The 16,632-nt window shown below is 62.8% G+C and carries 11 protein-coding genes and 1 pseudogene; 9 read left to right on the top strand and 3 right to left on the bottom strand.

The annotated features are described in order from the left end of the window. The first annotated feature begins 41 nt into the window (after positions 1-41). From ftsH to serA, 6 genes are all read left to right on the top strand, one after another. On the top strand, positions 42-1,979 hold the full coding sequence (gene ftsH / locus AC5J09_RS26260; RefSeq protein ID WP_100672988.1) for an ATP-dependent zinc metalloprotease FtsH: 1,938 nt from the start codon (positions 42-44) through the stop codon (positions 1,977-1,979). 293 nt (positions 1,980-2,272) lie between these two features. After that, positions 2,273-3,625: a phosphoglucosamine mutase gene (glmM, locus tag AC5J09_RS26255; RefSeq protein ID WP_100673061.1), complete on the top strand. Its 1,353-nt coding sequence runs from the start codon at positions 2,273-2,275 to the stop codon at positions 3,623-3,625. A 172-nt stretch (positions 3,626-3,797) separates the two neighbouring features. Then, on the top strand, positions 3,798-4,673 hold the full coding sequence (locus AC5J09_RS26250; protein WP_494298888.1) for an outer membrane beta-barrel protein: 876 nt from the start codon (positions 3,798-3,800) through the stop codon (positions 4,671-4,673). 344 nt (positions 4,674-5,017) lie between these two features. Next, on the top strand, positions 5,018-5,815 hold the full coding sequence (locus tag AC5J09_RS26245) for an outer membrane protein (RefSeq protein WP_494298887.1): 798 nt from the start codon (positions 5,018-5,020) through the stop codon (positions 5,813-5,815). Positions 5,816-5,952: 137 nt separating this feature from the next. Beyond that, the gene (locus tag AC5J09_RS26240) at positions 5,953-7,131 is read left to right on the top strand and encodes a phosphoserine transaminase (RefSeq protein ID WP_018096853.1); all 1,179 of its coding nucleotides are present in this window, start codon (positions 5,953-5,955) and stop codon (positions 7,129-7,131) included. An 80-nt stretch (positions 7,132-7,211) separates the two neighbouring features. Further along, positions 7,212-8,807, top strand: a complete 1,596-nt coding sequence (gene serA, locus AC5J09_RS26235; protein ID WP_494298886.1) for a phosphoglycerate dehydrogenase — start codon at positions 7,212-7,214, stop codon at positions 8,805-8,807. Between the two features lie 67 nt (positions 8,808-8,874). On the opposite strand, the pseudogene AC5J09_RS26230 reads toward serA, so the two are convergent. Continuing rightward, a pseudogene (locus AC5J09_RS26230) lies at positions 8,875-9,766 on the bottom strand (DMT family transporter). A gap of 204 nt (positions 9,767-9,970) precedes the next feature. Between AC5J09_RS26230 and AC5J09_RS26225 the strand changes: the two are divergent. From AC5J09_RS26225 to AC5J09_RS26215, 3 genes are all read left to right on the top strand, one after another. Beyond that, complete coding sequence (locus AC5J09_RS26225) at positions 9,971-11,269, top strand: adenylosuccinate synthase (RefSeq protein WP_275597386.1); 1,299 nt, start codon at positions 9,971-9,973, stop codon at positions 11,267-11,269. Between the two features lie 63 nt (positions 11,270-11,332). After that, on the top strand, positions 11,333-13,615 hold the full coding sequence (locus AC5J09_RS26220; RefSeq protein ID WP_324762290.1) for a hypothetical protein: 2,283 nt from the start codon (positions 11,333-11,335) through the stop codon (positions 13,613-13,615). A 680-nt stretch (positions 13,616-14,295) separates the two neighbouring features. Further along, a complete protein-coding gene (locus AC5J09_RS26215; RefSeq protein ID WP_494298885.1) occupies positions 14,296-14,478 on the top strand; it encodes a hypothetical protein in 183 nt (60 codons plus the stop codon). Here AC5J09_RS26215 and rpoH read toward each other — a convergent pair. Both rpoH and AC5J09_RS26205 read right to left on the bottom strand, forming a co-directional pair. Further along, positions 14,475-15,380: an RNA polymerase sigma factor RpoH gene (gene rpoH, locus AC5J09_RS26210; protein WP_003527567.1), complete on the bottom strand. Its 906-nt coding sequence runs from the start codon at positions 15,378-15,380 to the stop codon at positions 14,475-14,477. The two genes, AC5J09_RS26215 and rpoH, sit on opposite strands and share 4 nt — an antisense overlap. A gap of 197 nt (positions 15,381-15,577) precedes the next feature. After that, a complete protein-coding gene (locus AC5J09_RS26205; protein ID WP_324762288.1) occupies positions 15,578-16,609 on the bottom strand; it encodes an RluA family pseudouridine synthase in 1,032 nt (343 codons plus the stop codon). Between the last annotated feature and the right edge of the window lie 23 nt (positions 16,610-16,632).

Below are 16,632 nucleotides of genomic sequence, written 5' to 3'. Positions count from 1 at the left end.
TCCGGCGAATGCGCGGGCTGCGACAGGTTCCGGGGAGTTCGATGAACCCTAATTTTCGAAATTTTGCCCTTTGGGCAATCATAGCGCTTCTCCTGATAGCGCTATTCAGCATGTTCCAGCAGCCGACCGAACGAGCAGGCTCGCGTGAAATTCCATTCTCGCAGTTCCTCAAGGACGTAGACGCGAGCCGTGTGAAGGACGTGGTGATCACCGGTTCGAAGGTGATCGGCAGCTACACCGAAAGCGGGGCGACTTTCCAGACCTATGCGCCCGCCGTCGACACGGCGCTGACGGAGCGGCTGGAAGCCAAGGACGTCACGGTCACGGTTCGGCCGGAGACGGACGGCTCGTCGGGCTTCCTCAGCTATATCGGAACGCTGTTGCCGATGCTCCTGATCCTCGGCGTCTGGCTGTTCTTCATGCGGCAGATGCAAGGTGGCTCGCGCGGCGCGATGGGTTTCGGAAAGTCCAAGGCAAAGCTTTTGACGGAAGCGCATGGCCGCGTGACCTTCGACGACGTCGCTGGTGTCGACGAGGCCAAGCAGGATCTCGAGGAAATAGTCGAATTCCTGCGCGACCCGCAGAAGTTCCAGCGCCTCGGTGGCCGCATCCCGCGCGGCGTGCTGCTGGTCGGACCGCCCGGCACCGGTAAGACGCTGCTTGCCCGCTCGGTTGCCGGCGAGGCGAACGTCCCCTTCTTCACGATTTCGGGTTCGGACTTCGTCGAAATGTTCGTCGGTGTCGGCGCATCGCGCGTCCGCGACATGTTCGAGCAGGCGAAGAAGAACGCCCCCTGCATCATTTTCATCGACGAAATCGATGCGGTCGGCCGCCATCGCGGCGCCGGTCTCGGCGGCGGCAACGACGAGCGCGAGCAGACGCTGAACCAGCTGCTGGTCGAGATGGACGGCTTCGAGGCGAACGAGGGCATCATCCTCATCGCAGCCACGAACCGGCCGGACGTGCTCGACCCGGCGCTTCTGCGTCCGGGCCGCTTCGACCGCCAGGTCGTCGTACCGAACCCGGACATCAACGGCCGCGAGCGGATCCTGAAAGTGCATGTCCGCAACGTGCCGCTCGCACCGAACGTGGACCTCAAGGTGCTGGCGCGCGGCACGCCGGGCTTCTCGGGCGCCGATCTCATGAATCTCGTCAACGAGGCCGCGCTGATGGCGGCGCGGCGCAACAAGCGCCTCGTTACCATGCAGGAGTTCGAGGACGCCAAGGACAAGATCATGATGGGCGCCGAGCGCCGCTCTTCGGCCATGACCGAAGCCGAGAAGAAGCTCACCGCCTATCACGAGGCGGGCCACGCGATCCTCGCGCTCAACGTCCCCTCGGCCGATCCGTTGCACAAGGCGACGATCATTCCCCGCGGCCGTGCGCTCGGCATGGTGATGCAGCTTCCCGAGGGCGACCGCTACTCGATGAGCTACAAGTGGATGATCTCGCGCCTTGCGATCATGATGGGCGGACGCGTTGCCGAGGAACTGACCTTCGGCAAGGAGAACATCACCTCCGGCGCATCCTCCGATATCGAGCAGGCGACGAAGCTTGCCCGGGCGATGGTGACGCAGTGGGGCTTCTCCGACCAGCTCGGTCAGGTCGCCTATGGCGAGAATCAGCAGGAGGTTTTCCTCGGCCATTCCGTCGCGCAGCAGAAGAACGTTTCGGAATCGACCGCCCAGAAAATCGACAACGAAATCCGCCGGCTGATCGACGAGGCCTATGAGACGGCGCGCCGCATCCTCATCGAAAAGAACCATGAATTCGTGGCTCTCGCGGAAGGATTGCTCGAATACGAGACGCTGACCGGCGACGAGATCAAGGCACTGATCCGCGGCGAGAAGCCGGCGCGCGATCTCGGGGACGACACACCACCGCATCGCGGCTCTGCAGTGCCGTCAGCCGGCACGAAGAAGGAAGCCGGCACCAAGGGCGAGGAGCCCGAAGGTGGGTTCGAACCGCAGCCGCAATAGGTTCCCACACATGCGCAAATCCAATGCCGCCGCCCCGGAAGGAGCGGCGGCATTTTTGGATGCTCGCGTTTCAGTGCAACAGTGGTGCGCCCAAGCGTTGCTCAGGGAAAGATCCGGTTGTAACGCGCTGTAATGATTTCTGATGTTATGATCGGTGCCGTATATTGCGGTTTTATGGCAAATATGGCGCAGATTTGCGGGCGGGTCGCGGAACTATGAAAACCAAGAGCGGAACAAGCAGGCGCACGCGGCCGGCACAAGAGGCGACGCCGAAGCAGGACAATGGAGTTTTTATGAAGCGCAGATATTTCGGCACCGACGGCATTCGCGGCCAGTCCAATATATTTCCGATGACGCCGGACCTCGCCATGCGGGTCGGCATTGCAGTAGGAACGATTTTCAGAAACGGCGCTCACCGCCACCGGGTGGTGATCGGCAAGGACACGCGCCTGTCCGGCTACATGCTCGAGAACGCAATGGTCGCGGGCTTCACGGCAGCGGGGCTCGACGTCTTTCTGCTCGGCCCGATCCCGACGCCCGGCGTTGCCATGCTGACGCGGTCGCTGAGGGCCGATATCGGCGTGATGATCTCCGCCTCGCACAATGCGTTCCGCGACAACGGCATCAAGCTCTTCGGGCCCGATGGCTACAAGCTCTCGGATGACATCGAACAAAAGATCGAAGAACTGTTGGAGCAGGATATGTCCGGGCAGCTGGCCAAGCCGGAGGATATCGGCCGGGCCAAGCGCGTCGACGGTGACATCTACCGGTATATCGAGCAAGCCAAGCGGACGCTGCCGCGCGACGTCACGCTGAAAGGTCTTCGGATCGCCATCGATTGCGCAAACGGTGCCGCCTACAAGGTCGCGCCCTCCGCCCTTTGGGAACTAGGCGCCGAAGTCGTTACGATCGGAACCGAACCGAACGGCGTCAACATCAACCTTGAGTGCGGATCGACGCATCCGGCGGCGCTTCAGAAGAAGGTGCACGAGGTGAGGGCGGATATCGGCATCGCGCTCGACGGAGACGCCGACCGTGTTCTGATCGTCGACGAGGAGGGGGCGGTGATCGACGGCGACCAGCTCATGGCGGTCATCGCCGACAGCTGGGCGGCAGATGGCATGCTCAAGGGCGGCGGCATTGCCGCGACCGTCATGTCGAATCTCGGCCTCGAACGCTACCTTCAGGCGCGCCGGCTCAAGCTCCACCGCACCAAGGTGGGCGATCGCTACGTCGTCGAGCAGATGCGTCAGGACGGCCTGAACGTCGGTGGCGAACAATCGGGCCACATCGTGCTTTCCGATTTCGGCACCACCGGCGACGGCCTCGTCGCGGCGCTGCAGATCCTCGCGGTCGTAAAGCGCCAGGGCAAGACTGTGAGCGAAATCTGCCGTCGTTTCGAGCCCGTGCCGCAGGTCCTGAAGAATGTTCGCGTTGCGGCCGGCAAGCCCCTGGAGGATGCCGGCGTGCAGCAGGCGATCGCCGATGCGGAGGCGCAGCTCGCCAAGAACGGGCGGCTGCTCATCCGGCCCTCCGGCACCGAACCGCTGATCCGCGTCATGGCGGAGGGCGACGACCGCGGTCAGGTCGAGCGCATCGTCGACGAACTCGTCAACGTGATCGGCGGCGTGCGCAACGCTGCCTGATTAAGAAATAGCCGCTGCCCCTCATCCGCAGGCGGATGAGGGGCAATCACTGTACGTAAATATACCGACCGAATACTTCCAAAAGTTAATATTCAAGGTAAATTTTTGTAGTTAATCAGGGATTAACCTTTCCCCTTCATCATGCGTCGAAGCATACAAAACGGCTGCGACTATGATCCATCAGCCGTTCAAGAATACACTAATGTATTGGGGTTGGGGCATGAAGAAGATTTTTAGGGGCGTTGCTGCGGCTCTGCTGAGCGGCACGCCGGTTTATGCAGCGGACGTCTATCAGCCGCCCGTAGAAGCACCGTTCGTCGAGCAGCCGGTGGAGGTGGTCGAAGCCAGCGGCTGGTATTTGCGCGGCGACGTCGGTTACGCGTGGAACGATTTGCGCGGTGCCCACTATTTCCAGGGCTCGAACAGCAATCTGGTCGATTTCGACCGCGCCGATGTAGATGATTCCTACGTCCTTGGCGGCGGTGTCGGATACCAGATCAACAGCTATCTGCGTGCCGACGTCACGCTCGACTACCTCGGCGAGTCCGACTTCAACGGCTCTACCAGCGGCGGTTGCGGGGTTGCCGTCAACTGCGTCTCGAACGATGTCGCATCGATGTCCGCCTGGAGCCTGCTGGCCAATGCCTATGTCGACCTCGGGACCTACGGTGCCTTCACACCCTATGTCGGTGCCGGTATCGGTGGTACCCGGGTAAAGTGGGGAACCCTGCGCAACACGAGTTGCGACGTTACGGATCCCGGCAACTGCGACCCGACGATCGAGCACAAGGGCGAAAGCGATTGGCGCTTCACCTATGCGCTGATGGCCGGTACCGCCGTGGATCTCACCTGCAATCTCAAGGCCGATGTCGGCTACCGCTTCCGCCATATCAACGGCGGCAACATGTTCGGCTACAATCTCAACAGCGGCCCGGCCTACGACAAGGACATCTATGTGCACGAGGCGCGCGCCGGCCTGCGCTATTCCTTCGGCAACAATTGCGAAGCGGCCTATGTGCCGCCGGCCGAGCCGATCGTATATAAGTGATCCGGGCTAAGGCCTGTTGAGATTCGGGCCACCGCCGCCGCTTGTTTGATCGCCTCATCCCTGTGACAAGCACAGGGACGAGGCAGAGGCCAGATTGCAGTCCTGCGAAAAGTTCCCTACAGCGCCGCGCGTCTTATGAGACGCGCAAATGGCGCTGTAGCCCTTTGAGCAGCTGCATGTTTTTGTCCACTGACCGGTTTCCACGTTCCTAAGAGACATGGTTAACCCGTAGTTAACCCGTGCCTGCAATAGTTAACGCGAATGGCCAGCTTCATGCTGCAGCGCTTTGCGTCTCCCCATATATGCGCAAGCCCGCAGCACCTGGCCGAGCGAAAGGGCACGGCATGGATTGGCGACGGGGATTTTGCAGCATGGCATTCTGCGCCGGCCTGTTGGCGCCGTTCTCTGCGCAGGCCGCCGACGAAGAGCTGCTCGACGCGCCCGAGATCACGATTTCGCCGGAAGCGACCGGCGGCGGCCCTTATCTACGTGGCGACATCGGCTACGCAGCCTGGCTGGACGAGGGCGATCCCTTCTACCGCTCCTCTGGCGGCACGGGAGCCGTTTCCTTCGACGACGCGCGCTTCGACAAGCCGGCCTCCGCCACCATCGGCCTCGGCTATCAATTCACCGACGTCATTCGTGCCGATCTAACGGCCGAATATTTCGAGGGCCGCTTCGACGGGACGTCGCTGTCCGCCAGTCCGTGCGCGGGCGAGGGCGCGGGGACGAGGTGCGCTCTTTCCCATAGCGCCAATTTTTCCGCGCTCGGCCTGATGGCAAACGGTTATGTCGATCTGGCGACGCTTGCCGGTTTCACGCCGTATCTCGGTGCCGGTATCGGAGCGACCCGGATCGACTGGAAAACGACCCATGAGACCTCGACCTGCGTTGGGGCAGGCGGGGCCTGCTCCGGGGCGGCGGGCGGTGCTTCCTACGGCGGGCGAGACAGCTGGCGCTTTACCTATGCCTTCATGGCGGGCGCCTCCTACGACGTCACGGATCGGCTGAAGTTCGATGCCGGCTATCGCTATTCGCAGATTGCGGATGGCGACATGTTTGGCTCCGGGGGCGCGGAGGGCTATGACGACGGACTGTCGCGTCATGAGTTCCGCGTCGGACTGCGTTTCGCGCTTTGGTGATGCAGTGCCGGTTTGCTCCAAACGACAAAACTTTCTTCAAACGCGACGCGACCGCTTGACTTCCTCTCCGAGCCGCAATATTCCCGGCGGCGGGACACCCCTCCCCAACGAGGGGCTTCTATCTGAGAGGATAGCATATGACGAAGCCTGCCAAGCCGGCCATGCGCCCGGCCAATACTCATTTTTCTTCTGGTCCTTGCGCCAAGCGTCCCGGTTGGACGCTCGAAGCTCTCTCCGATGCCCCGCTCGGTCGCTCGCACCGAGCCAAGATCGGAAAGACAAAGCTCAAGCAAGCGATAGACCTCACCCGCGAAATTCTCGAAGTTCCGGCCGATTACCGTATCGGTATCGTGCCCGCTTCGGACACCGGTGCCGTTGAGATGGCGCTTTGGTCGCTGCTCGGCGCCCGCGGCGTCGACATGCTGGCGTGGGAGAGCTTTGGTGCCGGCTGGGTGACCGACGTCGTCAAGCAGTTGAAGCTTTCCGATGTCCGCCGCCTGGAGGCCGATTACGGCGCGCTCCCGGACCTGTCCAAGGTCGATTTCGATCGCGACGTGGTCTTCACCTGGAACGGCACGACCTCCGGCGTGCGGGTCCCGAATGCCGATTTCATTCCCGCGGATCGCAAGGGCCTGACCATCTGCGATGCGACCTCCGCCGCCTTCGCGCAGGCGCTCGATTTCGCCAAGCTCGACGTCGTGACCTTCTCCTGGCAGAAGGTGCTCGGCGGAGAGGGCGCTCATGGCGTGCTGATCCTCAGCCCCCGCGCAGTCGAACGGCTGGAGACCTATGTCCCCGCCTGGCCGCTGCCGAAGATCTTCCGCATGACCAAGGGCGGCAAGCTGATCGAGGGTATCTTCACCGGCGAGACGATCAATACGCCGTCCATGCTCTGCGTCGAGGACTATATCGACGCGCTTCTCTGGGCGAAGTCGGTCGGTGGCCTCGAGGGTCTGATGGCCCGCGCCGATGCCAATGCCGAGGTCATTCACCGTTTCGTTGCAGCCAATGACTGGATCGCCAACCTCGCGGTGAAGCCCGAAACCCGATCCAATACGTCGGTCTGCCTGAAGATCGCCGACAATGATGTGTCGGCGCTCGACGCGGACGCACAGGCCGCCTTCGCCAAGGGGGTCGTGGCCCTCCTCGAGAAGGAAGGCGTCGCATTCGACATCGGCCATTATCGCGATGCGCCGTCCGGGCTTCGCATATGGGCGGGCGCGACGATCGAGACGTCCGACATGGAAGCGTTGATGCCGTGGCTCGCCTGGGCTTTCGAGACCCAGAAGGCGACGCTTTCGCAGGCTGCCGCCTGATCCGATGCGATCCGCTTCGCTCTCCCTGAGGGCGAAGCCTAATCCCCAATGGTTCAGACCTGTTTTTCAAGGAGGCCTTCATGGCACCTCGCGTTCTCGTATCCGATGAACTGTCGGAAACCGCTGTCCAGATATTCCGCGATCATGGCGTGGAAGTGGATTTCCAGCCGAAGCTTGGCAAGGACAAGGAGAAGCTTGCCGAGATCATCGGCAATTACGACGGCCTTGCCATCCGCTCCGCCACCAAGGTGACCGAAAAGCTGATCTCCGCCGCGACCAATCTCAAGGTCGTCGGCCGCGCCGGCATCGGCGTCGACAATGTCGACATTCCCGCCGCTTCGCGCCGCGGCATCATCGTCATGAACACGCCCTTCGGCAACTCGATCACCACCGCCGAGCATGCGATCGCGTTGATGTTCGCCGTGGCAAGGCAGCTTCCCGCCGCCGACGGCTCGACCCAGGCCGGCAAGTGGGAAAAGTCGAAGTTCATGGGTGTCGAGATCACCGGCAAGGTGCTCGGGGTCATCGGCGCCGGCAATATCGGCTCGATCGTCTGCGCCCGCGCGATCGGTCTCAAGATGCACGTCATCGCCTATGATCCGTTCCTGTCGAAGGAGCGGGCAGAGGAAATGGGCGTCGTCAAGGTCGAGCTCGACGAACTCCTCGCCCAGGCAGACTTCATCAGCCTGCACGTGCCGCTGACGGACAAGACCCGCAACATCCTGAACGCGGAGGCGATCGCGAAGACCAAGCCGGGCGTGCGCATCATCAACTGCGCCCGCGGCGGTCTCGTCGATGAAAAGGCGCTTGCCGAGGCCCTCAAGTCCGGCCAGGTCGCCGGCGCAGGCTTCGACGTCTTCGAGGTCGAGCCCGCCACCGAGAGCCCGCTCTTCGGCCTGCCGAACGTCGTCTGCACTCCGCATCTCGGCGCATCGACGACCGAGGCGCAGGAGAACGTCGCTCTGCAGGTCGCCGAGCAGATGTCGGAATATCTCGTCAAGGGTGCGGTCACGAACGCCATCAACATGCCGTCGATCACGGCGGAAGAGGCGCCGATCCTGAAGCCCTTCATCCGGCTCGCGGACGTTCTCGGTGCCTTTGTCGGACAGGTCACCGAAAGCGCGATCAAGGAGATCGAGATCCTCTACGACGGCTCGACCGCGGCGATGAACACCAAGGCGCTGACGAGCGCGGCGCTCGCCGGCCTGATCCGCCCGCAGGTGGCCGACGTCAACATGGTTTCGGCGCCGGTCATGGTCAAGGAAAAGGGTGTGATCCTTTCCGAGGTCAAGCGCGACAAGACCGGTGTCTTCGACGGCTACATCAAGCTGACTGTCAAGACGGCGAACCAGACCCGCTCCGTCGCAGGGACCGTCTTCTCCGACGGCAAGCCGCGCTTCATCCAGATCAAGGGCATCAATCTCGATGCGGATGTCGGCAATCACATGGTCTACATAACCAACACCGACGTTCCCGGCATGATCGGCTTCATCGGATCGACCCTCGGCGACGCGGGCGTCAACATCGCCAATTTCCAGCTCGGCCGTGAGAAGCAGGGCGGCGATGCGATCGCGCTGCTTTACGTCGATGGCCCGGTTTCGGAGACCGTGCTCGGCAAGCTGCGGGCGAACGAAGCGATCCGCCAGGCAAAGCCGCTGGTGTTCAATATCGACTGAGCCGCACTCGGGCTCTCAAATTGCCCCTTCCCGCAGGCGTCCGCAGGGGAGGGGCTTTACCATTATGTCACCGCGGCAGCTTCGGCCGGCCGCGTTCGGCAATGGCGATGCCGCCGAGGACGAGTGCCAAAGCCGCGAGATGAAACGGGTGGAATATCTCGCCGACCAGAAGGACGGAGAGAAGGGTCCCGAACACGGGAATGGCGTTGATGAACAGGCCGGCACGATTGGCGCCGATCATCTCGACGCCGCGAACATAGAGAACCTGCGACATCAGCGAGGGGAAGATCGCCGCATAGATCACGATCGCCCAGCCGGTCGCATCCGGCATGATTGCCGTACCTTTCCCGATCTCCCACAAGAGGAGCGGTATGGCGCTCAGCAGCGCCCCGAAGGCCGGGGCGGCTATGAAGCTCTGCCAATGCATTGCCGGTTTCCACCGCAGCGCAACCGTATATGCGGCATAGACGATGCAGGCGAGGATCATCAGCGCGTCGCCGAAATTGAAGCTCAGGCGCATGAGGCTGGCGAGATCGCCATGGGCGGCGGTAATGAGCACGCCGATTAACGTCACGGTAAAGCCGATGACCTGGGCGAGCGACGCCTTCATCTTGAAAAGCGCGAAATTGAAGATGAAGATCAGCATCGGAATGCCGGCCTGAAGGATGACGGCATTGATGGCGCTGGTGTATTGCACCAGCGGAATACAGGAACGCATTGAACATGGTGAAGCCGACGGCGCCATAGGCAAGCAGCTGCAGCCAGTGCTGGCGGATCTTTTGCCAGTCGCGGCGGATCTGCGGCGTCATCAGGGCCAGGATGACCGCAAGCGCGAGCAACCAGCGCAGGGTCGTCAGCATCATCGGGCTGACGTGCCCGACGGCCATCTTGCCCGCCACTGAATTGCCGCCCCAAAAGAGCGCGGTAATACCGAGATAGAAATAGGCTCTGGCGTTCACGATGATACGGTCCGTGCGGGATGGAGGAGGATTGCCGGAATGGCACGAGAGTTCGAGATATAGGCGTTAAATCCGCGCTTTGTCATTCAAAAAGGGCTGGCCACCGCTCATAACGGGGTCGCTTTCCGAAAGACAACACAGTATAGATGCGCGGGTTTGAGAACAGCGCAACGTCCGCATGCGCGCGTAAACAGGAAGAGAATTATGACGAATGTCGTGGTGGTCGGATCCCAGTGGGGCGACGAAGGCAAAGGCAAGATCGTGGATTGGCTCTCGGAACGCGCCGACATCGTGGTGCGCTTCCAGGGCGGCCACAATGCCGGCCACACGCTGGTGATCGACGGCGTCAGCTACAAGCTGTCGCTGCTGCCTTCGGGTGTCGTCCGCCCCGGCAAGCTCGCCGTCATCGGCAATGGCGTGGTGATCGACCCTCATGCATTGCTCGCCGAGATCGACAAGCTTGCGGCCCAGGGCGTCAAGGTCACGCCCGAGAACCTGCGCATCGCCGACAATGCCACGCTCATTCTCTCGCTGCACCGCGAGCTCGACGGCATACGCGAGGACGCGGCTTCAAACAGCGGCACGAAGATCGGCACGACTCGCCGCGGCATCGGTCCGGCCTACGAGGACAAGGTCGGCCGCCGCGCGATCCGCGTCATGGATCTCGCCGATCTCGACACGCTGCCGGCAAAGGTCGATCGGCTGCTGACGCATCACAACGCGTTGCGCCGCGGCCTCGGCGAGGCCGAAATCAGCCATCAGGCGATCATGGACGAGTTGTCGTCGGTTGCCGAGCGCGTGCTGCCGTTCATGGACACGATCTGGCTGCTGCTGGACCGGCAGCGCCGCAAGGGCGCACGGATTCTCTTCGAAGGCGCGCAGGGCACGCTGCTCGATATCGATCACGGCACCTATCCCTTCGTGACCTCGTCGAATACGGTCGCCGGTCAGGCCGCCGCCGGCTCGGGCATGGGCCCCGGCGCGCTCGGCTATATCCTCGGCATCACCAAGGCCTACACGACGCGGGTCGGCGAAGGGCCGTTCCCGACCGAACTCGACGATGAGATCGGCCGCTTCCTCGGAGAGCGCGGCCATGAATTCGGGACGGTGACGGGGCGCAAGCGCCGTTGCGGCTGGTTCGATGCTGCGCTGGTGCGCCAGTCGGTGGCCGCTAACGGCATCACGGGCATAGCGCTCACCAAGCTCGACGTGCTCGACGGGCTGGACGAGTTGAAGATTTGCGTCGGCTATACTCTGGATGGACAGCAGATCGACCATCTTCCCGCAAGTCAGGCACAGCAAGCTTCGGCAAAGCCGGTCTATATCACGCTCGAGGGATGGAAAGAATCGACGGTGGGCGCCCGCACTTGGGCCGATCTTCCGGCGCAGGCGATCAAGTATGTTCGCCAGGTCGAGGAACTGATCGGCGCGCCGGTCGCGCTACTTTCGACCAGCCCGGAACGGGACGACACGATACTTGTGACGGACCCTTTTGAGGACTAGTGTCGGCGCAAGGAAAGCGGCGACGCGGCAATTGCCGCGGGTCTGGAAATTGAGAAAGTACTGATGGCGGATTTTGTTGCAGTTATTCGCAGGACGGTCGACGGCCTGTCGGAAAACACACTGGAAATGCGAGGCAGGGTCTACGAGAAGGCGCGCGGTGCCGTGCGCCGCCAGCTCGAGAGCATGAACCCCCGGCCGTCGGACGACATGATCAACCGCCAGCTCAACAAGCTGGAACAGGCAATCTCCGAGGTTGAAAGCGAGCACGCCGAAGCCCTGCCGCCGGTCGAGGAAACCGAAGCTCTCGAGCCGGATACGCTCGAAGCACCGCCGGGCGACGAGGCCGCCACACCGGTAACACAGGAGGCGGAGCCCGAGGCACTGCCGGCCGCATCCGTCGAAACGGAGCAGACCGCCCCAACGCCGGTCGAAGAGCCTGCTTCGGACGCCGCCCCCGAAGAGCCCGAAGATCTTGTGCAATCGGCCCCCGATGAGGAGCCGCCCGCACCGGTTGCCGAGGCCCCCACGGTCGACATGCGCGACGAGGCACCGCTTCACGAAGAGGAGCCGGCCGACGCTGCCGCCGCCGTTCCGCAACGGGATGAGCCGGCCGAGGAACAGCAACCGGCCGCCGAAGCCGATGCGCAGCAGGAACATCCTGCCCAAGACGTGACGGCCGCCGAGCCCGATCCGCAGGATGTCAGCCGCGATGAGGCTGAGGTCGAATCATATCCGGCCGAGCCGGCACCGGACGAGGCGACGCCGGTGGAGGTCCAGGCCGATGATGTGCCGGACAGGCGGGGACCATCCGAGTGGGCTTTGCCCGAATGGGAGGATACCACCCCCTCGCCACGGCCGAGCGAGGTCCCGGTCGAGCCGGAAGACCATAGGCAGGACGAGACGTCGCCGGCCGAGCCCGAGCGGCTGGGGATACATCCGGTCGAGCCGGAAAAGGCCGAAACGGAACAGCATAGCGGCGAGGCGGATGCAGCGCGCTCCTGGTCTTTCGACGACAGCGATCCCTTCGCCCAAGGTACCGAAAGCAAGAAGGACCGGCCGGCCGACGAGCCGGAAATTTCCGAATGGTCGTGGCCCGTCGAGAAGGCTCCGGCCGCCGCGAACCAGGAAGAGCGTGCCGGCACTGCCTGGGATCATGTCGACGATCTGCTCGGTTTTGAGGACGACGGCCGGACGGCGAATGGTTCGGCGAGCAACAAGGACAAAGACAGCAGCCTTGCCGCGCCGCCTGCGGTTCCCGCTCGCCCCGCGTCCTATCGCGCCACGCCCAAGCCCAGCCGGTTCAGCATCAAACGCCTGGCGATCGGCGGGGCGGTCGTGCTTCTCCTCGGCGCCGGCGGCTACGCCTACTGGCAGAATAGAGAGGCGGGCAATGCCTGGCTCACGGGCATGGTCGCGAAGATCATGCCGAGCGATCCCGCCGAGACGCCGGCACCGGCGACACCCGGTGGCGAGGCCGAGCCGGCGAACCAACCGGCCGAACAGTCCGGCACCGAGGAAAATACAGCGCTTTCCGATGCTGCTTCCACCAAGTTCACCCAGCGGCTGCTTGCCGATGGAACGGAAAGGGACGAGGGACCTGCCGTAGCGACCGAGACGGCCGCTTCTCAGGAAGGCAAATCCGTCGCTGCACGGACGCATGCGGTAGAGCCGCCGAACGCCAATGCCGGCGTGCAACAGGCGGCAGCGGATCAGACAGCCTCGCCGGTGCCCGGCCAGACCGCCAGCGAGGCAGCAGCGCAGCCCGAGGTTTCCGTCGCCGATGGCGAGAAGATGTTCCTCTATGAAGAGAGGCTCGGCCAGTCCTCGCCGACCGCGATTCCCGGCACCGTTGCCTGGTCGATCAAGGAGGAGTCGCCAGGCGGCGATGCCAAGCCCGAGCCCGCCATCCAGGCGCAGATCACGGTTCCCGATCGTGGCCTCACGGCTCTGATGACCATCAAGCGCAATGCCGATCCGTCCTTGCCGGCAAGCCACGTGATCGAATTCGTGTTTTCGCTGCCCGAGAGCTTCGAGGGCGGCGCCATAGACGGCGTCCAGCGCGTCTCGATGAAGCGAACCGAGCAGGACCGCGGCGATCCGCTGATCGCCGTTCCGGCGAAGATCACCGACGACTTCCACATGATCGCGCTCAACGATTTTGCCGAAGCGGTCAGCAACAACACCGAACTTCTGCGCAGCCGCAGCTGGATCGATATCCCGATCACCTACCGCAACGGCCGCCGCGCTCTCCTCACCCTGGAGAAAGGGCAGGGCGGAGCGGACGCCTTCAACAAGGCCTTGCAGGCTTGGGGAAGTCCCGGCAGCACAGCTTCCAGCGGGCAATAGTCTGAGGCCTGTTGAGATCCAGGCCACCCGCCGCCGCTTGTTTGATCGCCTCGTCCCTGTGACGAGCACCGCGATGAGGATGAGAGGGTGCGGTTCCTTGGCGCGCTTCATAAACCGTGAAGATGGTGAGGCGGCGCGGAAGGTCGCGGGCCAGGCCCGGGTACAGCGTCCCGCTTCGCTTTGATGCGAGAATGTAGGAGCCGCACATCCCGGTCCCTTATTCCTGTGCTCATCACAGGAATCCAGCCAGACCAAGTCCTTGGGCTGAAAGAACGCTTCCCGCGCCGCGGACGCGGCGCTGCTGGATCCCTGTGACGAGCACAGGGATGAGGGGTAGAGAGGGTGCGGTTCCTTGGCGCGCTTCATAGACCGTGAAGATGGTGAGGCGGCGCGGAAGGTCGCGGGTTACGCCCGTGTAAAGCGTCCCGCTTCGCTTCTATGCGAGGATGTAGGAGCCGCACATCCCCGGTCCCTCATTCCTGTGCTTGTCACAGGAATCCAGCCAGACCAAGTCCTTGGGCTGGAAAGGCTCTTCCGCGCCGCAGACGCGGCGCTGCTGGATCTCTGTGATGAGGATGAGGAGAGATTGTAGCCCTCCGAAAAGTGTTCTACAGCGCCGCGCGTCTTACGAGACGCGCAAAGGTCGCTGTAGCACTTGAGCTGCTGCTCGGTCGGTACTCATGGAATTCCAGCGCATCGCCATCCGTGCCGACAAAACCGACCAGAGCTTCAACGCCGTTATCCATCTCGCGGCCGCCGCCCATCCGGAAGTGCGCAGTGTCAGAATACATGAAGACATGAAAAATCCCGGCTGGATCTCCAGCCGGGACTTTCGTTGTGGGGGTGAATGCGTGGGCCTTTAAGCGCCTTCAACCACGCGCAGCGCACTGGCCCGTTCCAGCGCGGCCTTGCGCACGGCCTCCTGCACCTTTTCGAAGGCCCGAACCTCGATCTGCCGCACGCGCTCGCGGCTGATGTCGAACTCGGTCGAGAGATCCTCCAGCGTTATCGGCTCCTCGGTGAGGCGGCGGGCCTCGAAAATCCGGCGCTCACGGTCGTTCAGAACCTTCATGGCATTGGCCAGCAGTGCGCGGCGGCTCTCGAGCTCGTCCTGTTCGATCAGGATTTGCTCCTGATTGTCGTGATCGTCCACCAGCCAATCCTGCCACTGGCCGGAATCGCCTTCGCTCGCCTTGATCGGGGCATTGAGCGAAGCGTCGCCCGAAAGGCGACGGTTCATCGAGACGACCTCTTCCTCACTGACCTTCAGGGTCGTGGCGATCTCCTTCACCTGTTCCGGCTTGAGATCGCCTTCATCGAGGGCCTGGATGCGGCCTTTCAGCCGTCTCAGATTGAAGAACAGGCGCTTCTGGTTGGCCGTCGTGCCCATTTTGACCAGAGACCACGAACGCAGGATGTATTCCTGGATGGCAGCCTTGATCCACCACATGGCGTAGGTCGCGAGGCGGAAGCCGCGATCGGGCTCGAACTTCTTGACCGCCTGCATCAGGCCGACATTGCCTTCGGAAATGACTTCGCCGATCGGCAGACCGTAGCCGCGATAACCCATCGCGATCTTGGCAACGAGGCGAAGATGGCTCGTTACGAGCTTGTGCGCGGCCTTGCGGTCGTCATGCTCCTGGTACCGCTTGGCGAGCATGTACTCTTCCTGCGGCTCGAGCATGGGAAATTTGCGAATTTCGTCGAGATAGCGGTTGAGACCGCCCTCTCCAGCAGCAATGGTCGGCAAGGTATTGCGGGCCATGAAGCACCCCCTTTGTGCGTCGCCGGCCTCCGGGACGGCAGGCCGGGCCTGTGGGTCTTCATCCAAGACCCCACGAGGCTAATAGATAAGTGCGGCGAAAGCATGATTCAAGGAATCCAGTTTCACGCTGTCGTGAAACTGGAGAAAGAAATCGGCGGGTTGAAACGCCTATAAGATTGGAATCTTCACACGCAAATTCAAGGGGCTCCGACCCGCAGCGCCGCGATCAATTCCTGAATATCCGCCGGCACAGGCGTTTCGAAATGCATGGTCTCGCCGGTTGCGGGGTGTTCGAACTGCAGCATGAAGGCGTGCAGGGCCTGTCGTGGAAAGCGGTTGACGGCGGCTCTCGCCGGTTCCGGCAGCAGATTGGCCTTGGTGCGGAAGGCCGCGCCGTAATCCGGATCGCCGATCAGCGGATGACCGATATGGGCCATGTGCACGCGGATCTGGTGGGTACGCCCGGTCTCCAGATGGCACTCGACGGTGGAGGCGAGAGAGGTGCCGTCCGGTTTCTCGTGATAGCGCTCGATCACCTCGTAATGCGTGATCGCCTCGCGAGCATCGTCGCTGTCTTCGCGTTTGACGGCCCGTTTCGTCCGGTCGCCGGCCCGCCCCAGCGGCGCGTCGATCTTGCCCTTCAATTGGCGCGGCCGGCCCCAGACTACGGCGCGATAGGCGCGCTCGAGCGGCCCGCTGCGGCCGTGGTCGGCGAACTGATCCGAAAGGTGGCGGTGTGCGGCATCGTTCTTCGCGACCACCATGACGCCGCTCGTGTCCTTGTCGAGGCGATGCACGATACCGGGGCGCTTGACGCCGCCGATGCCGGAAAGGCTGTCGCCGCAATGGTGGATGAGCGCGTTGACGAGGGTTCCCGTCCAATTGCCGGCGCCGGGATGCACGACCAGGCCGGCCGGCTTGACCAGTACGATCAGGTCGGCATCCTCGTAAAGCACGTCGAGCGGGATCGCCTCACCCTTGGGTTCGGGATCCTCCGGCTCGGGCAGGGCAATCCGGAAGGAGTCGCCGGGGTGAACCTTTCGCTTCGGTTCGGTGACGGTCGCGCCGTTGATCGAGACGGCTCCTTGCTCGATCAGGCCCTTGATGCGATTGCGGGAAAACTCGCCCGCAAGCGCTTCCGTCAGGAAGGCGTCGAGGCGTCCGGCCGCGTCATCGCCTGCCGTCAGGACTTTCCTATTGCCGGGCGCTTGTTTAAAGGGATCGTTCATTCCGTTCCAATTCCGATAGAAAG

Source organism: Sinorhizobium sp. (assembly GCF_059070375.1).
The sequence above is the reverse complement of the archived record's forward strand: the minus strand, read 5'-3'. Positions and strand labels throughout refer to the sequence as shown.